18 protein-coding genes and 1 riboswitch are annotated in these 23,460 nt (G+C 47.1%); of the genes, 14 read left to right on the top strand and 4 right to left on the bottom strand.

The window, feature by feature from the left end:
• The first annotated feature begins 103 nt into the window (after nt 1-103).
• From PMI05_RS05220 to PMI05_RS05240, 5 genes are all read left to right on the top strand, one after another.
• Nucleotides 104-1,210 (top strand): carbamoyl phosphate synthase small subunit, encoded by a 1,107-nt coding sequence (locus PMI05_RS05220; protein WP_007718244.1) that lies wholly within the window; start codon nt 104-106, stop codon nt 1,208-1,210.
• The gene (gene carB, locus PMI05_RS05225; protein ID WP_007718245.1) at nt 1,203-4,445 is read left to right on the top strand and encodes a carbamoyl-phosphate synthase (glutamine-hydrolyzing) large subunit; all 3,243 of its coding nucleotides are present in this window, start codon (nt 1,203-1,205) and stop codon (nt 4,443-4,445) included. Before PMI05_RS05220 ends, carB begins: the two co-directional genes overlap by 8 nt.
• Nucleotides 4,390-5,361 carry an ornithine carbamoyltransferase gene (gene argF / locus PMI05_RS05230; RefSeq protein WP_007718246.1) on the top strand — a complete coding sequence of 324 codons (972 nt, stop codon included), beginning with the start codon at nt 4,390-4,392 and terminating at the stop codon, nt 5,359-5,361. Before carB ends, argF begins: the two co-directional genes overlap by 56 nt.
• A 92-nt stretch (nt 5,362-5,453) precedes the next feature.
• A riboswitch (cyclic di-GMP riboswitch) is annotated at nt 5,454-5,535 on the top strand.
• A 256-nt stretch (nt 5,536-5,791) separates the two neighbouring features.
• Nucleotides 5,792-6,343 carry a DUF5317 family protein gene (locus PMI05_RS05235; protein WP_007718253.1) on the top strand — a complete coding sequence of 184 codons (552 nt, stop codon included), beginning with the start codon at nt 5,792-5,794 and terminating at the stop codon, nt 6,341-6,343.
• The gene (locus tag PMI05_RS05240) at nt 6,327-7,664 is read left to right on the top strand and encodes an HD-GYP domain-containing protein (RefSeq protein WP_007718254.1); all 1,338 of its coding nucleotides are present in this window, start codon (nt 6,327-6,329) and stop codon (nt 7,662-7,664) included. The genes PMI05_RS05235 and PMI05_RS05240 overlap by 17 nt, the downstream gene beginning before the upstream one ends.
• 28 nt (nt 7,665-7,692) lie before the next feature.
• Here PMI05_RS05240 and PMI05_RS05245 read toward each other — a convergent pair whose 3' ends face one another.
• A complete protein-coding gene (locus PMI05_RS05245) occupies nt 7,693-8,232 on the bottom strand; it encodes a histidine phosphatase family protein (protein WP_007718255.1) in 540 nt (179 codons plus the stop codon).
• Nucleotides 8,233-8,508: 276 nt separating this feature from the next.
• Between PMI05_RS05245 and PMI05_RS05250 the strand changes: the two genes are divergently transcribed.
• Together PMI05_RS05250 and argH are read left to right on the top strand one after the other, a co-directional pair.
• Nucleotides 8,509-9,768 (top strand): argininosuccinate synthase, encoded by a 1,260-nt coding sequence (locus tag PMI05_RS05250; protein ID WP_039960294.1) that lies wholly within the window; start codon nt 8,509-8,511, stop codon nt 9,766-9,768.
• Nucleotides 9,765-11,210 (top strand): argininosuccinate lyase, encoded by a 1,446-nt coding sequence (gene argH / locus PMI05_RS05255; RefSeq protein ID WP_007718258.1) that lies wholly within the window; start codon nt 9,765-9,767, stop codon nt 11,208-11,210. Before PMI05_RS05250 ends, argH begins: the two co-directional genes overlap by 4 nt.
• 60 nt (nt 11,211-11,270) lie before the next feature.
• Here argH and PMI05_RS05260 read toward each other — a convergent pair whose 3' ends face one another.
• Entirely contained in the window at nt 11,271-12,182 is a 912-nt protein-coding gene (locus tag PMI05_RS05260) for an acetamidase/formamidase family protein (protein ID WP_007718262.1), read from the bottom strand.
• A gap of 139 nt (nt 12,183-12,321) precedes the next feature.
• On the opposite strand from PMI05_RS05260, the gene PMI05_RS05265 reads away from it, so the two are divergent.
• Nucleotides 12,322-13,419, top strand: a complete 1,098-nt coding sequence (locus PMI05_RS05265) for an endospore germination permease (protein ID WP_007718263.1) — start codon at nt 12,322-12,324, stop codon at nt 13,417-13,419.
• Between the two features lie 212 nt (nt 13,420-13,631).
• Here the strand turns inward: PMI05_RS05265 and PMI05_RS05270 are convergent, their stop codons facing one another.
• Nucleotides 13,632-13,964 (bottom strand): hypothetical protein, encoded by a 333-nt coding sequence (locus PMI05_RS05270; RefSeq protein ID WP_007718266.1) that lies wholly within the window; start codon nt 13,962-13,964, stop codon nt 13,632-13,634.
• Between the two features lie 393 nt (nt 13,965-14,357).
• On the bottom strand, nt 14,358-15,515 hold the full coding sequence (locus PMI05_RS05275) for an iron-containing alcohol dehydrogenase (protein WP_007718268.1): 1,158 nt from the start codon (nt 15,513-15,515) through the stop codon (nt 14,358-14,360).
• 336 nt (nt 15,516-15,851) lie between these two features.
• Here PMI05_RS05275 and ftsE point away from each other — a divergent pair, with 336 nt between their 5' ends.
• The 6 genes from ftsE (at nt 15,852) to PMI05_RS05305 (ending at nt 23,425) form a co-directional block, all read left to right on the top strand.
• Nucleotides 15,852-16,538, top strand: a complete 687-nt coding sequence (ftsE, locus tag PMI05_RS05280) for a cell division ATP-binding protein FtsE (protein ID WP_007718270.1) — start codon at nt 15,852-15,854, stop codon at nt 16,536-16,538.
• Nucleotides 16,528-17,424, top strand: coding sequence for a permease-like cell division protein FtsX (gene ftsX / locus PMI05_RS05285; RefSeq protein ID WP_039960296.1), 897 nt, complete (start codon nt 16,528-16,530; stop codon nt 17,422-17,424). Before ftsE ends, ftsX begins: the two co-directional genes overlap by 11 nt.
• Nucleotides 17,425-17,451: 27 nt before the next feature.
• Nucleotides 17,452-18,654: a murein hydrolase activator EnvC gene (locus PMI05_RS05290; protein WP_007718274.1), complete on the top strand. Its 1,203-nt coding sequence runs from the start codon at nt 17,452-17,454 to the stop codon at nt 18,652-18,654.
• Between the two features lie 92 nt (nt 18,655-18,746).
• Nucleotides 18,747-20,216, top strand: coding sequence for a S41 family peptidase (locus PMI05_RS05295; RefSeq protein ID WP_007718275.1), 1,470 nt, complete (start codon nt 18,747-18,749; stop codon nt 20,214-20,216).
• Nucleotides 20,217-20,231: 15 nt separating this feature from the next.
• Nucleotides 20,232-21,593: a PDZ domain-containing protein gene (locus PMI05_RS05300; protein ID WP_007718276.1), complete on the top strand. Its 1,362-nt coding sequence runs from the start codon at nt 20,232-20,234 to the stop codon at nt 21,591-21,593.
• 122 nt (nt 21,594-21,715) lie between these two features.
• Complete coding sequence (locus PMI05_RS05305) at nt 21,716-23,425, top strand: hypothetical protein (protein ID WP_039960298.1); 1,710 nt, start codon at nt 21,716-21,718, stop codon at nt 23,423-23,425.
• Nucleotides 23,426-23,460: the final 35 nt, after the last annotated feature.

Consider the following 23,460-nt stretch of genomic DNA (forward strand, 5'->3'; position numbering starts at 1 on the left):
GTTGCATTTTTATAATCTCAAATGTATATTAATACAAAAGGTTGCATAAATTTTCGATAAGAGCAATCAGGCCGGTGCCCATTGGAGAGGAGTGGCTTTATAGATGGATAGAGAGAATCAATCGTTAGGAACAGGATATTTAACGCTGGAGAGCGGCGAGGTTTTTACAGGGAAGCTGTATGGCGCCCCAATTAACGGATTCGGAGAAGTGGTTTTTCATACAGGAATGACGGGATATCAAGAGGTGATGACAGATCCTTCTTTTGCAGGGCAAATCGTTACGTTCACGTATCCCTTGATCGGAAACTACGGGATTAACGAAAAGGATTATGAGGCAGCCAAGCCAGCTTTGACAGGGATGATTGTCAGTGAGCTATGCATGGAGCCAAGCCATTACGAATCAAACATGAGTTTGGCCCAAGCGGCAGAAGCATTTGGATTCCCGATCCTTGCAGGGATTGATACGCGAACGATTACAAAGCGCGTCCGTCAAGACGGTACTGTATTCGGTGTCATTTCCGATCAGCCTATGCAGGTAGAAGAAGTTGTGTCCCTGCGCTACAAGCACGCCAAGAAATCATTAGTTGCCAACGTATCCAGACAACAAGTGGAGCGGTATCCGGGAACAGGGGAGCATGTCGTCTTGATTGACCTCGGCATGAAGCAATCGATTTTGGATGCCCTTCTCCAGCAGGGGTGCCGTGTCACGGTCGTTCCATTTGATACGAGTTTTGCCCAAATCAATGCTCTCGCACCAGACGGCTTGCTGTTTTCCAATGGGCCTGGCGATCCGGAGCACTTGCTTGCGTATTGCAGTGAATGGCGCAAAGCCGTGGAGCAGTACCCGACATTGGGCATTTGTTTGGGACATCAAGTATTGGCATTGATGTACGGCGGCAAGACAGAAAAGCTCGGATACGGTCACCGAGGAAGCAATCATCCGGTCAAGGATCTGATGACTGGCAAAGTATATATGAGTTCACAAAATCACGGGTACGTGGTCAAGGAAGAGTCTCTGGATAAACGACAGTTAACGGTTTCCTATCGCAATGTCAATGACGGTTCAGTCGAAGGATTGCGTCACGTCAGTCTGCCTGTTTTCAGTGTGCAGTTCCATCCGGAAGCACATCCGGGCCCTAGTGATACGTCCCACATTTTCCACCAATTCTTGCAGTCGATGCGCGTAGTAGGAGCGAAGAGATATGCCTAAATTGCCACACATTCATAAAGTATTGGTCATCGGTTCTGGTCCGATCGTCATCGGGCAGGCAGCGGAGTTTGATTATGCAGGTGCACAGGCTTGCCTTTCCCTAAAAGAAGCTGGCGTGCAGGTCGTGCTGGTGAACAACAATCCGGCAACGATCATGACAGATGAACAAGTAGCGGACAAAGTATATCTGGAGCCGCTCACGGTGGAATCCGTGACAGCTATTATCGCAAAAGAGCGTCCCGATGGCCTCTTGCCTACGTTAGGCGGCCAAACGGGACTTAATCTTGCTGTTTCGCTGGCAGAAGCGGGCGTGCTGGAAAAGTACAGTGTGCAGCTGTTGGGTACGCCGTTGGCTGCCATTCAAAACGGGGAAGACCGTGAGCTGTTCAAGCAATTGATGCAACAAATCGGAGAGCCTGTTCCAGAGAGCGATACAGTCGAATCTGTAGAAGCAGCAATCGAGTTTGCAAACGTGATAGGCTATCCAGTGATTGTCCGTCCTGCTTATACACTCGGAGGAGCAGGTGGCGGGATCGCAGGGGATGAAGCGACCTTGCGAAAGGTTGCAGCAGGTGGCATTGCGGCTAGCCCAATTGGTCAGGTACTGATTGAGCGCAGTGTAAAAGGCTGGAAAGAGATTGAATACGAGGTTATGCGGGACGCAAATGATACCTGCATTATCGTGTGCAATATGGAAAATTTGGACCCAGTAGGTATTCATACGGGAGACAGTATCGTCGTCGCGCCATCTCAGACGCTGACAGATCGCCAGTACCAAATGCTGCGCAGCGTATCAACGAAAGTGATTCGTTCGCTTGGCGTAGTAGGCGGTTGCAATATTCAATTTGCGCTTGATCCGAATTCCGATCGATATGTGCTGATCGAAGTCAATCCTCGTGTCAGTCGTTCAAGTGCGTTGGCGTCTAAAGCAACAGGCTATCCAATCGCACGGATCGCCGCCAAGCTCGCATTGGGCTACGGACTGGATGAGGTACTCAATCCAATCACGGGCTATACGTACGCTAGCTTTGAACCAGCGCTGGACTACATCGTTGTCAAAATCCCACGCTTCCCGTTTGACAAATTCCCACTGGCAGACCGCAAGCTGGGGACGCAAATGAAAGCGACTGGCGAGGTCATGTCGATCGCCCGCAATCTGGAAGCAGGACTTTTGAAGGCAGTTCGTTCTCTGGAACAGGGCTGCACACATTTGACTCGACCAGAGCTGGCATCCTGGACACGTGAGGAGCTTGCACATTCCTTGCAGGAAGCGACTGATATCAGACTGTTTGTTTTTGCCGAGGCGATCCGCAAAGGCTTTACAGAAAGTGAGCTGCATAGTCTGACTGGTGTCGATCCGTTTTTCTTGCGGAGCTTGCGTAAAATCGTGGACTTGGAAGTAGAGCTGTCTTGCCACGATCGGAAAACACTGACCCCAGAGCTGTTGTTGGAAGCAAAGCGTCGCGGGTTTGCCGATGAAACCATCGCTTCACTAGTGGGTGCTACACCTACCGAAATCAAATCACTTCGTCAAGAATCGGGCATTACGCCTACTTATAAAATTGTGGACACGTGTGCAGCAGAATTTGATGCCCAAACCCCTTACTACTATTCGGATTGGCAAGGAATAGATGAGGTCGAGTCACTGTCTGGCCGCAAAGTACTGGTACTCGGCTCAGGTCCCATTCGCATCGGTCAGGGTATCGAGTTTGACTACTGCTCTGTGCATGCAGCCAAAGCACTTCAGGCAAGTGGTATTGCGGCTGTCGTTGTGAACAACAACCCTGAGACGGTCAGCACTGACTATGAAACAGCCGACCATCTTTATTTTGAACCGCTTCACGTAGAAGACGTGCTGCATATCGCAGAACGCGAACAGGTGGAGGGCGTCATGGTTCAGTTTGGGGGGCAAACCGCGATCAATCTGGCAGCCAAGCTGGAGCATGCGGGTCTGAAAGTAATGGGTACGTCGCTTACAGCCATCGAACGCGCGGAGGACCGCGAGCTGTTCTACGCCATGCTGCGCAAGCTGGACATTCCGCATATCCCCGGTAAAGGAGTATCGTCTTTGGCGGATGCGACCGCGATAGCGGAGGAAATCGGCTTCCCTGTTTTGATGCGACCTTCGTACGTCATCGGCGGGCAAGGTATGGTAGTAGTCCACAATATCGACGAGCTGCAAGCTACCATTAATGACTGGTTGAACCACCCGGACATGAGTATGTTTTTCCCACTCCTCGTGGATAAATACGTTCCAGGCAAGGAAGCAGAAGTAGATGCGGTATGCGACGGACAATCTGTCATTATCCCAGGGATTTTCCAGCATGTGGAGAGAGCGGGCATCCACTCTGGCGACAGTGTAGCCTTGTTCCCAGCACCTCAGCTGACGGATGACATCAAGCACAAAATCGCGAGCTATACAGAAGCAATCGCGAGGGAGATGGAAGCGGTCGGGCTAATCAATATCCAGTTCGTCATAGATGGCGAAACGGTTTATGTATTGGAGGTAAATCCTCGTGCTTCACGGACCGTACCGATTACGAGCAAAGTGACTGGCATCCCGATGGTTCAGTTAGCGGTTCGCGCACAATTGGGTGAAAAGTTGTCGGAGATGGGCTACGGTTCAGGGCTTTTGCCGGAGATTCCGTTTGCAGTCGTCAAGGCGCCAGTCTTCTCCACGATCAAGCTGAACGGCGTAGACCCGGTACTAGGTCCAGAGATGAAATCGACGGGCGAAGTTCTCGGCTTGGGGCATTCTTTCGAAGAGGCAGCAGGAAAAGCCTTTGCTTTCAAAGACAATTTGTACGGCGACTGGCAAAAAGGTCAGGTGGTCATGATTTCTCTGGCAGATGGAGATAAGCAGGACGGCGTAAGAGAATCGATTGGACAAATGCAAGCAGACGGTGCCAATCTGGCGGCAACTCCGGGAACAGCCGAGTGGCTGACAGCCGAAGGAATTGTCGTGAAGCATGTCGTCGCAGATGAAGAGGCGTGGATCGAGCTGTTGCAAAAGGAAGAAGCGGCCTTCGCTCTCGTTACTGCGACGAAAGGCAATCGTCAGGGCCGGACAGGATTTGCTCTGCGAAGCCGTATGGTACAACAAGGTGTGCCATTGTTCTCTGCTGTCGATACGTTCGAGTTATACGTGAAGTCTATTATGAAGAAAAGAGGTGGCTCGCATGCAGCCAGTGAAGATATTGGAACACTTTCAAAACTTACCGTTACAAAAGCATAAAGGAAAAGATTTCTTACGGGTCGATGAATTCAACGGGGAGGAATTGATGGAGCTGCTCCATCTGTCTGCTCACGTCAAGCAATTACAAAAGCTGGGACAGCCATTCCAGCCTTTGCAGGGCAAGACGTTAGGGATGATCTTTGACAAGGCTTCGACCCGGACGCGTGTCTCCTTTGAAGTAGGGATGCATCAGTTGGGCGGCTTGGGGATGTTCATGAGCGGAAAAGAGCTGCAGCTCGGACGCGGGGAGCCGATCAGCGACACAGCGAAAGTTCTCTCTCGGTACGTGGATGCCATCATGATTCGCACCTTTTCCCACTCTTATGTAGAAGAGCTAGCCGAGCACGCGTCGATCCCCATTATCAATGGCTTGACCGATCTGTACCATCCGTGTCAGGCGTTGGCTGATTTGCTTACGATCTGGGAGCATAAAGGCAAGCTGAAAGGAGTCAAGCTCGCCTATGTAGGAGACGGCAACAACGTGGCGAATTCACTGGTGCTGGGCGCAGCTTTGCTAGGTCTGGATGTGCGGGTGGCGACTCCAGCAGGCTACGAAATGGATGCAGCAATTGTCGCAAAAGCTACAGAATACGCGAAACAAAGTGGTGGAAACATGATGGTGACCACCGATCCGACAGAGGCTGTCATGGGGGCAGATGCTGTATACACGGACGTTTGGACTAGTATGGGTTTTGAAGAAGAAAATGAGGTGCGATTGAAAGCATTTGCCGACTATCAAGTGAACGAAAAATTGGTAGCAGCGGCAGATCGTGATTATCTCTTCTTGCACTGCTTGCCAGCACATCGTGGAGAAGAAGTGACAACGGGAGTCATCGACGGATCGCGATCTGTCATTTTCGATCAGGCTGAAAATAGATTGCACGCACAAAAGGCGATATTAGCGGCGCTGGTGTGAACATAGTTCTAGTTAAATAGAACTAGCTGTAATTAAATCGAATAGACTATGAATCTATGATTGCCGAATTTTGTCACTTATGTGTAAAATAAAGGTAGGAAAGAAGCAAAGAAGTACGGACTGTATCTGGTCGCTTGGTCCGTATGGAGCCAGTAGCGAATCCAACCTTTTCCATAATGGAAAAGGAAAGAGGAGCAGGGGCTGTACTTGGTCGCTTGGCCTCTGCATCACGGACAGTAGCGAAGCCAGCTTTCTCCACTATGCCTGAAGGGGGGAAAAGAAAATGAAAAAATGGTTCGCGGCAATTATGATGGTGGTTGCAATCGTAGCAGCTACTTCTGCTAACTTCCATATTGGATAATAAGCGTATTGGAGAAACAAACACCGCTTGGCTGAGTGGTGTTTTTTCTTCAAGCTTGGAGGAAACAACATGCTATTGGATGTAATTGCCCTATCTTTTCTCGTGGCATTGCTGCGAGGGGGAAGAATCAAGGAATTTCCTAAATTCAATCAAATAAAACTTCTTATCGTTACCATATTGCTGCAGGCTTGTGCAGTCATCTTCCCTACGATCGGTGGCCTTTTCATATCGATCGCGTATGTGTTTATTTTGGCTTTCCTCGTTTTTAATCGAGAATTTGAAGATATGCGGATATTTTTAATCGGCTGGTTTCTGAATGCGATTGCAATTTGGTCTAACAATGGAAAAATGCCAATCGATTTAGTCCAAGCAGCAAAGCTTCCTTATGATTTAGAACCAGTTGTAAACGGAACGAATTTCAAGCATAGTGTATTGACGGAAAGTTCGAATTTTCCATTTTTGACGGATGTCATTTACATGCCATCTATCATTCCTCGGATTATTAGCATCGGCGATATTTTTATTATGTTAGGCGCCTTTTTACTTGTTCAGCGATTGATGAATAAACCTATTTCATTACTACAACTTCGCGAAGGTAAAAGTTATGCGACAAAAAACTAATTATGCGGTTTGGATAAAGGGGATTGTTGTACAGGTTGGATTTGTCATTGCAGCAATCTATATTTTTTACACATCTTCATCTGAATGGACTGCTCGTGAGCATTGGGGGGTATTATCTACCTATACCCTCCTGACTATTTTCTCCTGTTTTGCTCCCGTGCGTATATCGAATACGATTTTAACAGTGAACAATGCTGTAATCTTTTCGGGTATCTTGTTGTACGGAGTATGGGTCGGAGTATGGGCTGCTGTTATTGAATCTTTAATCATTGCTTTCCTGGTAAGGTTTAATCCGCTAAAAGCTATCATTAATATCGGGCAATTGTTAATGACTATATGGACAGTAGCTTTTTTGAAGGATTGGATCGAGGGCTTCGGAACCGTTTCTCTCATTATTAGCGATTTGTTTTTGGCTGTTGTGTATTGGTTTGTGAACCTGATTTTATGTGGATTGGGTATCTCCTATTTTCATCAAATGACTTGGGCGCGAACCGTAAAGATGATGGCAAAAGGCTTTACCTCGACTTACTTGCTGCTTTTAATTCTAGCCGGAGTAGGTTCACGGTTAGTAGAGTCATATGGCCCGCTAACACTAATTCCTATGATGATTGCGTTTATTACGATCAGCTACGTATTTCATCATTACTATGACAACCTTCAAAGGCTTCAGCAAAAAGTAGAAGAGGTCAAATCATTCAATCACAACTTCTTAACGACGATGGCTGCATCCATTGACGCACGAGATCGATACACAAGTGGACATTCTCAGCGTGTAGCTTACTGGGGAAGAGAAATTGCGAGAGATATTGGTTTGTCCGAAAGAAAAGTGGAGGATGTTTATATCGGGGGAATCCTGCACGACATTGGAAAAATCGGCATCGAAGACGAAATTCTCAATAAAAAAGGAAAGCTGACCCCGGAAGAGTACGACAAGATCAAGCAGCACACGGTCATTGGCTACGAAATTATTTTGCAAGCAGGGATGTTCAATGAATTGCTTCCTGCGATCCGATCCCATCATGAGCGAATAGACGGAAGGGGATACCCGGATGGTTTAGCTGGGGATGAGATTCCGCTGATGGCGAGAATTTTAGCCATTTCAGACGCTTTCGATGCGATGGTCGCGGACAGGCCATATCGAAAAGGCTTGCCAGTGGAGGAAGCGCTTCAAGAAATCAGACGGGGCTCCGGTACCCAATTTGATCCGATATTGGCGGAGCATTTTATCAGAATCGTTCAGCGACTGCCATACGAAGAGTTGCAGAGCATTATCGGAATGGAGTCCATCCCACAAAAACAGTTACAGGAGGCAATCAGATGAGCTGCCCCTTGTAACTGTTTTTATTCGTTTACGTCCATATGCGGACGAGCTCTCTGGTTTCTAAATGGCAGGTAAGCTTGAATACATCTGGATTGCTTAATTTCTCCCAATCGTGAAAGCCAAAGCGGTCATCAATTGATTTCATGAGCAAGGCCAGCAGGCATCCGTGGCTAACAAGCACGATTTCTTTATGCGCTTCTGCCAAAATCTCAGTGAGCAATGAATTTACCCGGTTTATAGCAGTAAGACTGGATTCGCCCCCTTCGAATTCAAGCGTCAGGTCATTGAACGTATCGCGCAGTCGTTCGAACCAATCTTCACGTGGTACCCCGCTAAGGACGCGCTCGACCAAACGCTTGTCTTCTTCAACCACAATTCCGCGTTCCTGTGCAAGTGGTTGGATGGTAGCAATCGCCCGATGATACGGACTCGAAATGATTCGATCAATGGGGAAACCTGCGAAGAAGGTGGCAAGCTCCCGAGCTTGTACTTCTCCCTTTTCCGTGAGCAGGGCTTCGGGTTCTTGGCCAGCAGCCTGACAATGACGTACCAAATAAATTGTTTTCATAATCCCTCCAACAGATATCTCCTATGGAATTCCTCCTTTCATTCATTCTCTACCTTGGATAAGTTTCCCTTTCAATCCCACAACGTTTATGCATAAACAGATGATGAGTATGCATAAAAACAAGATACTCTTTATACGGAAAATGTATAATTCCTCTGCATCTCCGTTTTTATCTGCGAATTCACAAGAAATATACAAGAAAAATAGTTGTATTTTTATTAGTTCGTTTGTATAATTACTCGCATAAGAGAAACTTCGAAACGGGGAGAGAGAATGATGGCAAAAGATAAAATTGTGTTGGCCTATTCAGGCGGTTTAGATACATCGGTAGCAATTAAATGGTTGCAAGATACGTATAACTACGATGTCATTGCAGTTGCATTGGATGTAGGGGAAGGGAAAGACCTCGATTTCGTACAGAAAAAAGCATTGCAGGTAGGGGCATTGAAATCCATCGTAGTGGATGCTAAAGATGCATTCGCAGAGGAATTCGTATTGCCAGCTCTGAAGGCAAACGCGATGTACGAAGGGAAATATCCGCTAGTGTCTGCACTGTCGCGTTACCTGATTTCGCGCGTGCTGGTTGAAATCGCGGAAAAAGAAGGCGCGGTAGCTGTCGCACACGGTTGCACAGGAAAAGGAAACGACCAGGTGCGTTTCGATGTTTCCTTTACAGCACTGAACCCGGATATCAAAATCGTGGCGCCAGTTCGTGAATGGGGCTGGACGCGTGACGAAGAGATCGAATACGCGAAACAGAACAATATCCCGATCCCAATCGATCTGGACAATCCATACAGCATTGACCAAAACCTGTGGGGCAGAAGCTGCGAGTGCGGTGTTCTGGAAGATCCATGGGCAGCTCCTCCAGAAGGTGCATACGATCTGACGAAGTCGATCACGGATGCACCAGACGAGGCAGAAGAAATCGAAATTACTTTCGTGCAAGGGAAGCCAACTGCATTGAACGGCGAAGAGCTCCCGCTTGCTGAGCTGATCCTCAAGCTGAATAAAATTGCTGGAAACCATGGCGTAGGCCGTATCGACCATGTGGAAAACCGTTTGGTGGGCATCAAATCTCGCGAAGTTTACGAGACACCGGCTGCGACTACCTTGATTTTGGCTCACCGTGAGCTGGAATTCTTGACGCAACCTCGTGAGGTGGCTCAGTTCAAACCAATTGTCGAGCAAAAACTGGCGCAAGTGATTTACGAGGGTCTCTGGTATTCGCCAATTCGCAATGCTGTCCAGGCATTCATTGAAGAAACGCAAAAATACGTATCGGGTGTTGTACGCGTGAAGCTGCACAAAGGACATGCAATCGTTGTAGGCCGTACCTCTGCATCGTCTCTATACAGCCATGAGCTGGCGACTTACAATGCAGGTGACCAATTCGACCACAAAGCAGCACTCGGTTTTATCAAGCTGTGGGGTCTGCCTACAAAGGTATACGCACAGGTAAACGAGGGTGTACTGCACGAGAATAAAAACACTGCCATTAAGATTTTGGATGAAAAGGATGCGATCAAGCAATGAAACTCTGGGGAGGACGCTTCACGAAGCCGACGAATCAACTCGTAGAAGAGTATACCGCTTCTATTTCTTTCGACCAGAAAATGTGGCGACAGGACATCGTCGGAAGCCTGGCTCATGTTGCCATGTTGGGCAAGTGCGGCATCCTGCCGATGGAGGAAGTAAGACAGATCATCGCTGGCTTGAAAAAGGTAAAAGAGAAAATTGAGCGCGGGCAAGCTGAGTTTCTCGTTGCGCACGAAGATGTGCATATGAATATTGAAAAGATGTTGATTGAAGAGATCGGTCCGGTAGGGGGAAAACTCCACACCGGCCGTAGCCGGAATGATCAGGTTGCGTTGGATATGCACCTGTACCTCAGAGAAAAGCTGATGGAGATCATCCAATTGGCGATGTATTTGCAAGAGGCATTGCTTGAGCAAGCGAGCCAGCATCTCGATACCGTCATGCCAGGCTATACACATTTGCAGCGTGCGCAACCAGTATTGTTTGGCTATCACCTGATGGCGTACGTGTCCATGCTGCAACGCGATATCGAACGGATGACTGAGACGTGGAAGCGTGTGAATGTGCTGCCGCTTGGAGCAGGTGCTCTCGCAGGTACGACTTTCCCGATCGACCGCACATTTGTAGCGGAATTGCTGCAATTTGACGGTATCTATCAAAACAGCATGGATGCGGTGAGTGACCGTGATTTCATCGTCGAATTTTTGGCAGACGCTTCTTTGGTCATGACCCATCTTTCCCGTCTATGCGAAGAGCTCGTCATCTGGAGCAGCCAGGAATTCTCCTTTGTGGAACTAGACGATGCATTTTGCACGGGGTCCAGTATCATGCCGCAAAAGAAAAATCCTGATGTAGCAGAGCTGGTTCGCGGAAAAACAGGGCGTGTTTACGGCAATCTGTTTGGATTGTTGACCGTATTGAAAGGTTTGCCGCTGGCGTACAACAAGGACATGCAAGAAGATAAAGAAGGCATGTTCGATACGGTAGCGACCATTCATGGGGCACTAGCGTTGCTCACGCCGATGATTAAGACGATGCATGTCAAAGCAGATCGCATGCGTCAAGCAGTTACCAACGATTTTTCCAATGCGACAGACTTGGCAGATTACTTGGTACGCAAAGACATGCCGTTCCGTCAGGCGCATGAAGTCGTAGGGAGAACTGTCTTGTACTGCATCGAGCAGCAAAAATATCTTCTCGATTTGACCTTGGAAGAATTCCAGAGCTTCTCAGAGGATATTGGGGCAGATGTGTATGACGCTCTAGCTGTTGAGACAGTCGTCAATGCACGCAACGTGTTGGGTGGGACCGCTCGTAATCAGGTAGAAGTACAAATTGATTGGTACCGCAAGCAACTGGTAGAAACACATGCTTGGGTGGACAAAAACAGTCAAAAGGTCATGATCGAATCCCTGATCGATGTCGGTTCACCTGCATAAAAACGTACATGCAGGAATAGCAAAAACCCCAAAGCTTTGGGGTTTTTTTGCGTTCTATCCTTATCTACCGATTATTTTCGAATCAAAGCCTAATGAGGTTGCGTACGCTAGAGGTAACTCCATGCGGGCTGTTTTTAAAGGATCAACGACCTGACAGATACGCAAATCGCCCGCAGCGGAGAGTAGGAAAGTGGCTTCGGCCTTTTCTACGCCCAGCTCTTCGTGTAGAAATTGTACCATGTTGATTACCGCTCGATCCGCTGCCTTGTCCAGCTGTTTTTCTGACGCAATCGTGATCAGGTGCTCTTGGTTGACTGCCATCGGTAACGGCCACTGCTTTCCTTTTATCACATCGAGCTTTACGGTTACTTCCCCTGCAATTTCCACACCACATACAGCTACTTCACCGTCAGCCATTGCAGCATGAAGGTCACCCAGGGCAAATAATGCGCCGGGAACATTTACAGGTAAAAGCAATGTAGTACCTTCACGCATTTGCTTGCAGTCCATGTTGCCGCCGTGATCGCCCGGCGTACCGCACGAAATGGCTTCTTTGGCAGGAGCTGTTCCAATTACGCCAATCATGGGATTGATCGGAACCTGAAGCTTGTCTGACAAGACAGCTTGTCCATCTTGTATTGGAATCATTTTGATCACATTTTTTTGCAGGGCGAATCCCATTACACCCAGTTCTGGTCCAGTAACCATTACGCCTTGGTTTTTAATCTCAATTTTCTGAATATGAACAACCAAAATATCGCCTGGTTCTGTTCCTTCTATATAAATAGGGCCGGAAGCAGGGTTGATCCGATTCCAATCAAGCTCTTGAAACACGGTATCAGCCGATTGGATTTGGTCCTCAAAGCAATCGCAAGTTTCAAACGTTACGATACTGCCTGCTTCTACCTTCAAGACCGGCCGATTCTCAGGAGACATGGCATAAATCACGTCCTGCTTTTTTACTCTGTACATAGTTGCAGTCCTCCAGTCCATTTCGAAATTTACATATATTTCTTTATCATAGCATGAAATGCCTATGTGTTTAGCGCCGAATCATGCAGGAAATAATTGTACAAAGGGATCGAAGGCCTAAAGAGAGCAGGGAGCAATCATGCAAGAAACCAACAAGATCAGTCCCCGTCAACTATTGATGCTCGTCACCCTTGTTACCATTGGGGACTCCGCTCTCGTCCTGCCTGGCATGACGGCTGCACTCGCTAAACAAGATGCGTGGATATCTGTCCTGGTCGGGCTTGTGGTGGGACTGCTCAATATTGTCTTACTCATAGCTGTGGGGAAGCTTTATCCGAATCAAAGCTTTTTCACCTTCGTTGATCAAACCGTTGGGAGAGTACTAGGAACGATCATTACACTCTCGTTTATTAGCTATACTCTGTTTTCAGCAGGGGCGCATGTGATGGAAATTGGCGACTTTGTTGGCACGCATCTATTAGTCTCGACTCCAAGATTCGCGATACAGCTGTTGTTTGTCATTGTGATTATGTTTGGTGTCAGTTTGGGACTGCAAACAGTCGCAGAATCGGCAGAAATCTATTTTGTCTGGTTCTTTTTCTTTTTTGGTTTACTCATGATTACTCTACTGCCACAGGCGGAAATATCGAGAATTCAACCTGTATTTGAAAATGGGTGGAAGCCTATATTGCAAGGATCTACGGCGGCAATTGCCTTTCCTTATTCAGAGCTGGTCATTTTTATGGCGGTTCTTCCGTTTGTCTCGCCCATCCAAAAACGGATGAGATCTTTTTTTCTGGGGACGTTGCTTGGGGGAATTGTGCTGTTCATCATCATGCTGATGTGCATCCTTGTTTTGGGGGCAGATCAGACTGCGCGGCATTTTTATCCGACCTATGTTCTTATCAAACAGCTGAAGCTCGGGGATTTCATTCAGCGGCTAGAGGCGATTATCGCGGTGATCTGGTTTATCGCGGTGAGCGTCAAAATTACGCTGTATTGTCTGTTTTTTCATCTGGGCATCCGTCACGTCTTTCGAATCGACAACTTCAGGGTTCTAATTTTTCCGTACATCGTTTTGCTCATGGTGATGTCCATGATTTTCTCACCCAATATGGTCGTTTTTGGCGACATCATTGCGAAGTACTGGCCATTCTATGATTTTACTTATAGCTTCGGTGTACCGTTGGTGCTGTTATTCGCGCATAAAATTAAGAAAAGATCATTAGGACAGTAAAAAGTGATCAGTAGAGAGCTTAACCAGTGGAACGTTTACCACTCCTACTGAACAGAGAAAAGTTAAGTTGTATTGATAAGGCAATCAGTAGTAAAGCAAAAATGACCCATATGAGAGGCACTTTACTAAAGTTCCATCATACGGGTCATATTTATATTTAATATACTGGTAATAACAAGATGATCAGAGTTTACTGAGTTTGTTAAAGATTATTATTTTTTTGTAACTGATACACTCCATGAGTTTCCAGTTGGGTTCCCACTTTTCAATTGAATAACCAAGTTCTTCCCAACTGCATTTGCTTTTAAAACAGAGTTTTTATCTACTGTTACAGTTGCTTCCATTTGATCTGGGTCACCTGGATACACAGAATAAGTAAAGCCTTTTGGAAGTTGATAAGTTCCGCCAACTTTAAGAGTTACTGAAACAGGGTCAGCGGCAGCTTGAGCAAAATAAGTCGCGTTTTCAGAAGCATTCGCTACTTGAACTCCGAAAAGAAGCGGTACAGCGAGTGTAGCAGTGAATATAAGTTGACTGATTTTCATGAAACTTATACCTCCAGAGATTGAAATATTTTCCATTTAAACGGAATATCAAAATATTATCATTTAAGTATTTTTATGTAAATAATAATTTGGTAAAATTGACCATTTCCATTTTTGATAGGAATGGGATAGCAAAATCTATAAGCAAGGAGACGGATTACAATATACGACACATTGAAGCCGGATCTCTTGATACCCTATTGATTCGGTATTTGAGATAAAACCATGGATTGGAAGTAAAACACCTTTCTTAAATTGAGTCATGGAAGTGTCGAGCAACCATGCGATCTAAGAAAGGTGTATACTCAATGCTTATAAATTATCTAAGGAGATATTCAATCTGGTTATTCTTCTTGGTTAAACGATCCTCGGAGAAGAATTGAGAAAATCTCCTTACAAACATTTTTGTAAAATCAGTAGCACATCTTTGCTAGTAAGCTGTTTAAAACTACCAATCGGGCCAAACGGAGTGGCTTTTTCGGCCATGAGTTGCAAGTGCTCATCGGTGATGTCGTAATCAGCCAATCGGGTCGGGGCACCGATACGCGCAAAGAAAGCTTCTGTAGCGGCAATCCCCTCCAAGGCGATCTCATCATCTGTCTTGCCGGAAGGATCGACATTCCATACCTCTGTTGCGAAGCGCACGAAGCGAGCGACGTTTTCACGGTACACATAGCGCATCCATTTCGGGAAGATGATCGCCAGACCGCCACCGTGCGGGATGTCGTAAACAGCACTGACAGCGTGTTCAATGGAGTGGGTTGCCCAGTCTGTTGTGACGCCAACCGGGAGAGTGCCGTTCAATGCCATTGTTCCGCAATACAGGATGTTGGCGCGGGCATCGTAGTCTTCCGGATTGGTGAGGACGCGTTCTGCATTTTCGATGACGGTCTTCATGATCGACTCAGCAAAACGTGTTTGCAATGGAATTTCGGTTGTATGCGTGAAATACTGCTCGAATACATGGGACAAAATGTCGCTGATTCCGTAGATTGTTTGGTCGCGAGGTACGCTAAACGTATGCTCAGGGTCCAGAATCGAAAACGCCGGAAACGTCGTGCCAGCTCCATACTTTTCTTGTGTCTCCCAGTTGGTGACGACACTTCCCCGGTTCATTTCAGAACCAGTAGCAGCAAGTGTCAGTACGGTACCGAGGGGCAGAGCCTTTTGTGCGACCGCTTTACGCGTATAAAAATCCCATACATCTCCCTCGTAAGGCACACCAATTGCGACTGCTTTGGCCGCGTCGATTACACTGCCTCCACCAACAGCGAGTATCCAATTAACGCCTTCTTGGCGGCATAGCTCAATTCCTTTGTTCACGGTACTCAGACGTGGATTTGGCTCCACTCCTGCCAACTCATGCACGCGGCAGCCCGCAGACTGGAGGAGAGAAATCACTTTGTCGTAGAGACCGGTTTGCTTTATACTGCCACCACCATATACCAAAAGAACAGTGGGACCTAGCTGTCTTGCTTTTTCATCGAGCTGGGCCAATTGACCCCGTCCAAAAATCAGCTGCGTCGGGTTATGGTAAACAAAATTTTCCACGGTATAACCAGCTCCTTTTACATGATGACTTTCTTGTCACACTCATTGTAGCCAACTGTTTTCCATGAAGCTAGGCGGGAATGTGCAATCTTATTTTCTCCCTAATTCGTGACAGTTGTTAACATTCGAAGCTGTTTCGACAAGAAATGAGAGATTTAGTGGATACCAACCTTGAATCGTGGTGGTATAATGGATAAGATGGGAAATCCCGCTGTTTTTCAACAAGGTATGTCAGCGGTTGCAAGTGGGTAGAGGGGTTTTGTCGATTTTACCGTTAACAAAAAATCAGGATCAAGATACATAGAGAAGGATCTGACGAAGTAGGATGTGATTTGCTTGATCGAAATGTTCGATGTGTGGAAAACATACCCGAATGGTACGAATGCTTTGAAAGGTATCAACATTCGAATCGAAAAGGGTGAATTTGTGTACGTAGTTGGCCCCAGTGGAGCGGGTAAATCTACGTTTATCAAATTAATGTACCGTGAAGAGAAGCCGACGAAAGGACAAATCTTTTTGGGTGGCTTCAATGTCAGCAGAATTAAAGAACGTCAAATTCCATTAGTCCGTCGCAGTATCGGTGTCGTGTTCCAGGACTTCAAGCTGCTGCCGACGTTGACCGTTTTCGAAAACGTCGCATTTGCGATGGAAGTAATCGAGAGCAATCCTAAACAAATCAAGCCGCGCGTAATGGATGTTTTGGGACTCGTAAAGCTCAAGCATAAAGCCAAAATGCTGCCAAACGAGCTGTCCGGTGGTGAGCAGCAACGTGTTGCCTTGGCGCGAGCACTGGTAAATAGTCCGGGAATTATTATCGCGGACGAACCGACGGGGAACTTGGACCCTGAGACCTCTTGGGAAATCATGAAGCTGTTTGAAGAAATCAATCAGCGTGGAACGACAGTCGTCATGGCTACCCACAATAGGGAAATTGTAAACACCATGAGAAAACGGGTGATTGCGATCGAAGCAGGCCAAATTGCCCGTGATGAGCAGAGAGGGGAATACGGTTATGAAGATTAGGACGCTGGGGCGCCATGTCCGTGAAGGGGTCAAAAACCTCGGGCGGAACGGCTGGATGTCGTTCGCATCTATTAGTGCCGTGACCATTACCCTCTTTATCTTGGGCGTTTTCCTCATTCTGGCGATGAACGTCAATTACTTTGCGCAATCCGTCGAAAAACAAGTGGAAATTCGCGTTTTCATGGACTTGCTTGCGACAAAAGAAAACATCACGCAGGTTGAAAACAACATCAAGAAACTTCCGCAAGTGGAGTCTGTTTCATTTATACCGAAAGACGAAGGGCTGAAGCAGTTTAAAGAGAGCCTTGGTGAAAAAGCGTATTTGTTTGAAGGATTGGAGGAAAGCAATCCTCTGCCGGATGCGTTTACCGTAAAAACGAAGCAACCGCAAGACACTGCTGCTGTTGCCGCTCAAATTAAAAATTTCCAGTATGTCAAAAGCCTGACCTATGGGGAAGGCACTGTGGATAAGCTGTTTTCCTTGACAGGAGCAGTTCGTAATGTTGGGATTGCTTTTATTATTGGACTTGGCTTTACAGCGATGTTCTTGATTGCCAACACGATTAAGCTAACAATTGTTGCACGTCGCAGAGAAATTGAAATCATGAAGCTGGTTGGGGCCACGAACTGGTTTATCCGTTGGCCATTCTTTGTGGAAGGGCTGTTGATGGGTGTGGCAGGGGCATTGATTCCGACCATTATGTTAACGGTTGGGTATTACTACCTCCTGGATGCCATTCACTCCAGCTTTGAAGCTTCCCAACTGTTTAAACTGTTGCCGCTATTCCCGCTCGTGTATCAAGTGGCGCTGGCTTTGCTTGCGATTGGTGCATTCATCGGCATTTGGGGAAGTTTGGTGTCCGTACGTCGCTTCTTGCGAGTTTAATAATTTGAAGAGCGTGGGAGGAGTAACATGAGAAAGAGAATCCTGCTAGCACTCGTAATCACTGGGCTTGTGGTTGGTACTGTGCTCCCGACAAATGTAAGCTTGGCAGCGCCTAGTAAGGCCTCTTTGGACAAGATTAATCGAGAGCTAAAAGAAATCCAAAAGAAGAAGAAAAGCCAGCAGCAGCAATTGAAGAAGACCGAAGAACAGATCAATGTCGTGCAAAAAGAGAAAAAAGGCTTGGAGACGCAATTGATGCAAATTGATTTGCGGCGCAACGATACACAGAACAAGCTGGACAAGCTTGAGAAGCAAATGGATGATACCAAGGAAAAAGCAGCAAACGCTCAGGATCAACTGGATGAAGCAAAAGACCGCGTAGCCAAAAGGGATGCCTTGCTCAGAACGCGTGTGACTTCCATGTATGAACGCGGTACGATCTCCTATTTGGATGTACTTCTCGGTTCCTCTGACTTTGGGGACTTTTTGACGCGCATGCAGGCCTTGCAGCTTATTTTAGAACAGGACACGCGTATTTTAGAGGATAACATTCGCGATAAGGAAACGATCGAGACCAAAAAGAAAGAAATTGATCATCAACTGACTGTGTACGCCGGGATGTTTGATGAGGCTGAGGATCTAAAAGTCGAATTGGACAAGCAATACAAGCAAAGTATGGTGGTCAAGGCTGAATTGGAAAAGAAAGAATCTGCCCTTCAAGAAGATTTTGTTCAGTATGGACAGGAGCTTTTGTCGATCACTAAAATGGAATCAGCTAAATACGCCGAGCGGGTACGAGCAATGAGTTCCTCCAGTACAGCCTACAAGGGCGGAAAGTTTGCTTTACCAGTAGCGAGTGGTCAATTTCGCTTCACTTCTGGTTTCGGTGTACGAAAGGACCCGTTTACGGGTAGATCTGCTGGGCATAATGGTGTAGATATGGCAGCACGAAAAGGAACCACAATCATGGCTGCGGCTGACGGAATAGTGATCTATGCCGGATATTCCAACGGCTACGGGAATACTGTAATGATCAAGCATAACGCAGAATTTACCACTCTGTACGGTCATATTCGCGAGGGCGGTATCAAGGTGTCTGCTGGCCAGTCCGTATCGAGGGGCCAAAAGATAGCGGAGGTAGGCTCTACCGGTCGCTCAACTGGGAATCACGTGCATTTCACCGTCTATAAAAACGATGTTGAGGTCAACCCGATGCCATACTTGAAGTAGACCCTCGTGCGACCAGACAAATATTGTTAACGGAACATGCATACACTAGCAGCATATCTTTTTCCGGTAGCACAAAGGATGGTGACGTAACAGTGAGATGGAAAGGACGTACCGTTATCGCGCTTGTACTCATCTCCATGGTAGCCAGTAGTTTTATTACGATGGCGATCATGAAGACATCGGCTAGCGCCAGTTCGAGTCAAGGTGGAGCTTTAACAGCATCCAGCATGGCGTTATTTTCTGGGAGCGGAGATTATCCGAAAGAGTTCCAGAAGCTGTACGAGGCGTTTTCAGCAATCAAGAAAGATTACATCCAAAATGTCACCAATGAGCAGTTAGTAGAGGGTGCAATTGGCGGAATGGTCGGGTCGCTCGAAGATCCGTACAGTGATTACATGGACCCTCGTTCTGCTGAGGAGTTCACATCTACCCTACACTCGACTTTCCAAGGGATCGGGACAGAGGTAACGATGCAAAATGGTCGGGTAACGGTTGTTTCGCCATTCAAAAACTCCCCAGCAGAGCGTGCAGGGCTGCGACCAAACGACCAAATTTTGAGCGTAAATGATGAATCTCTTGAAGGATTGGACCTGCATCAGGCAGTGACGAAGATTCGCGGTCCAAAAGGAACAAAGGCGGTTCTCAAAGTAGTGAGAGCAGGAGTGCCAGAGCCTCTTACCATCGTGTGTGTACGTGACGATATTCCAATTGAGACGGTAAACAGTCAGATACTCGAGAAGAACGGTGTCAAAGTAGGCGTGATCAACCTTACTCAATTCTCTACAGAAACAGCTAAGCACTTTAAAGATCAACTGGCTGCTCTCGAACAGAAGGGGATTGGCGGTTTGGTCATTGACGTTCGAGGCAATCCGGGCGGGTATTTGTTAGCCGTGAAAGAAATCGGAGAAATCCTCGTACCGAATAAAGGTAAGATCGTGCAAATCGAGTATGGAAATGGCGGACAGCAAAAGGAAGAGTATTTCTCGACTACAGAAGCTGCTAAGCCTTACCCAATCTCGGTACTGATTAATGGCGGAAGCGCCAGTGCTTCGGAAATTCTCGCAGGTGCTCTGCGGGATAGCGGCAACTACAAGCTGGTCGGTGAGAAGACCTTTGGTAAAGGAACCGTTCAGAGTACCATGGAAATGAACGACAAGAGCCAATTGAAGCTGACGATTGCCAAGTGGGTCACACCGAAGGGTGAATGGGTCCATAAAAAAGGCATTACGCCAGACTTTGCAGTCAAGCAACCAGACTATTTCAACGCAACTCTGTTGCCGGCAGATAAAGTATTGCAGCGCGATATGGCTGGCACTGACGTGAAAAACCTGCAGCTCATCCTGAAGGGCTTGAATCTGTCCCCAGGACGAGAAGATGGCTATTTTGATGAAAAGACAGAGGAAGTAATCAAGCAGTTCCAAACCTCCAACAAACTTGAGGTAACTGGCAAAGTAGACGCGAAGACACGCTCTTCGCTGGAAGAAAGTCTCCGTAAAACGATGACGAAGCCAGAGAATGACCTGCAATTGCAAAAAGCGCTGGATGTAGTCACGGGTAAGTAATGAATAATCAAGAAAATGGAAGCAGGTAATTCCCTGCTTTCCGTAGAAATGATAACCACGGCAAATCAAATGCCGTGGTTTTTCTTTCTTTTAATTGAGGTGAGGCAATTGGCGATACAGGCAGATATGCTTACCATTGCATATGGCTTTGCCGCATTTTTTATCAATCCTGTCTTCTATCTCTTTCTGGTGTTTATTTATTTGCATTATCGCAGACAGATGAACCTGGAAAGACAGCTTTTTTCTGCACGCATTCAGTCCCCCTTGCTCTCGACGATACGGGCTGTAGGGATGGGATTGGTGGGAGGCTTGCTTATTTCTCTTCTTAGTGCAGGACTCGGCGTGGTCGTGCAAGCACAGGATTTGTGGATACTATGGGGATTGGCGCTCATCTTGGCGTTGATTCGTTTACGGTTTCTCTGTTTCGCATATGCTGCAGGGACTTTGGCGATTTTACACGCGATCACACAGGTCATTCCTCCGGTTACGGATGTTCCTGGATTGAGCTATGTCTGGGAAATGATTCATCAGGCGAAACCGTTGCCGTTGCTTGCGTTAGTTGCGGTCATGCATCTGATTGAAGCGATGCTCGTACGCTGGAATGGCGGGCGGGACGCTTCTCCGCTGTTCGTGGAAGGGCAGCGTGGTCGGATCGTCGGTGCCTATTTGCTTCATTCTTTTTGGCTGACGCCAACCGTGCTGTTCGTACAGATGGAGCCTGGCGCTATCAGCGGTGCGTTGTATCCAGGGTGGCCGTTCTTTTCGCCGGAAGCCGCTTCATTCGGATTGATGCTTCTGCCGACAGTGACCGGATTCTCTGATATGACACAAACGATGACTCCGTATAGAAAAGCAACGCAGGTTGCGAAAAATTTGACACTGTATGCGATTGGTTTGTTGGGTTTGTGCGCTCTGGCTGTATGGTTTTATCCGTTGATCTTGCTGGCCGCGATCTTTGCACTGTTCGGTCATGAGGCACTGTTTTTCTGGAGTCAGTATCAAGAAAGAAAGCGTTCACCTTATTTCATCCAGTCTTCGCGTGGTGTAAAAGTAATGGGTGTCATTCCGGGTACGAGAGCAGAGGAGATCGGTATCACGCCCGGTGAGATTATCGTGAAAGTAAATGGCATTTCGGTGCGGGAAAAAGAAGATTTATATCCGGCGTTACAAGCCAATCCTGCCTTTTGCAAAATGGAAGTACTCACGCGTGAAGGCGAGCTGAAGTTCGTACAGTGTGCGGTCTATGCGGGTAATCATCACCAACTGGGGATCATTGTGGTTCCCGATGCAAATACCCGTGCATTTGTTGATTTGAAACGCGCCAGTGTAGTCGAGCTGATCAAGCAGAAGCTGGAGAAGCTGAATGTAGGAGCATAAGGATAGTTGGGGGAGAAGGTATGCAGACAAACGTGCATACCTTCTTTTTTTCGAGTAAAGCTTGTCCATTTGGTAACTTACGGGTAGCTGTTGCGTCTCAATGTAGGAGGAAAAAAGAGGGAGTGGGTTCGGTGTTCAAAGTGAAAAGAACGGTCTCGTGGTTTTTGTCAGGTACATTAGCTGCCGCCACAGTTTTTGCCGGCCCCTTATCAGGAGTAGGCGCAACGAGTCATGTGACCGTAGCGCAGGCTCAATCGGTTGTGGCTGTGCCGATGCATGTGACGAAAGGTGTCCAAAAGCTAGTCAAGCTTTTACCGGAGCTGTCTTCGCGCTATGTCGTTTACGGTGGTGATGTGGATGGACCCGGTGTTAGCGGGGTGGTGGTCACGTTTGCACAGTCTGCTGCTGAGGCTGAACTGTCTATGGATGATGCGATTTTTGACGGACAGACAGGAGAGTTGCTCAGACTGAATCTTACCCCGAAAGCAGCAACAAAGCCTGCCTACCCGACTGAGCAGCAGGCAAAAACACGTGCGCTAGCTTTTGTCGCTGGATTGCAGGGGACTGGCACAGGTAACACCTATCAAGCGAGAGAGGTTTATAAAAATAAGGACTTATGGACGGTTCGACTGGTGCGAGTCCTGAATAATGTGGTGCTCGATGACGATTATGATTGTCTTGTCAGTTTTGATGCATCGGGAAGAATCGTTTGGTTTTCTACGTTTGATGGCAGATTATACGAAAAAGTAAGTCCCTCTTTACTCCCATCTCCTCAGCGCGTCATCTCCTCCGAACAAGCAGTACGAAAGTGGCAAGAAAGCCGTCCATTAGAACTTGTTTATTTATTGCCCATTCATAATCAAAGCGATCAGGTAGAAGCAAAGCTCGCTTATGTCCTGAAAAATGGAATCATAACGCAACAACATACAGGTAGTGCATTGGATGCCTTTAGTGGTAAACGATTATTAACAACGAATACCCGAGCGACAACGACCCCGTCTCAGACCATCAATGTGACTGGAACAGGTGAGAAGTGGGTAGCGCAAACAGAGACGCAAGCGCGTGATTTGTTACGCATGTTGTTTAGAATCGAAACAGAAAAACAGCCGCTGTCCATCTACGAGGCTAGTTACGATAATGGTCCAGCTCTTCGTTATTTCATATGGGGGAATTTTGGTGAGGGGGTTCCCGATGCCGACAAGATATCGCGAATGGCTACCTTTCCTGAGGGAAGCAGTAACGGCGAGCAGCATCATCTCCTGGTGACGAATGCAAAGACTGGTGAACTGCTTAGATTTTCCACAAAGGTGAACAATCCGCACTGGTCAAACGTGAAAACGGATAAGAAGCGGGATCGGATGGAAGCGGATAAGCTTTTGAAAAGACTGACTCCGTCTGGAAGCAATCAGATTCAAATAACGGAGGATGGAGATGAAAGGTACACCTCGATCATAGCTGATCCCCTTGTGAACGGCATTCCAGTTTATGGGATCAACCAGAGTGTGGAACAGGGGATGTATACGATTCGGATCGATTCATGGACGGGTACATGGGAGCAGGTGAGCATAAACAAACCGGTCAGTGTCAAATACCCGGCCCGTTCCCAAGCGCTTAAAGAACAAGTGGCCATGAACCGTTTACTGCAATCCTATCCACTTGAGCTGACCTACATCCACCAGCCAGATTATAAGAAAGACACGATTACCTGGAAGCTCGGCTATGACCTTTCGTTCCGTCAAACTCGCTCGCATTGCTTCTGCGGGGGAGAATTTAAAGTAGATGATACGTTTTATGTGGATGCGATAACCGGGAAAGTGATCGTAAACGAATAGCACCCTGCAAAAGAAAAAGCCGCCTTCTCCGATTG

Origin of the sequence: Brevibacillus sp. BC25, from assembly GCF_000282075.1 — a bacterium.
Lineage (GTDB): Bacteria > Bacillota > Bacilli > Brevibacillales > Brevibacillaceae > Brevibacillus.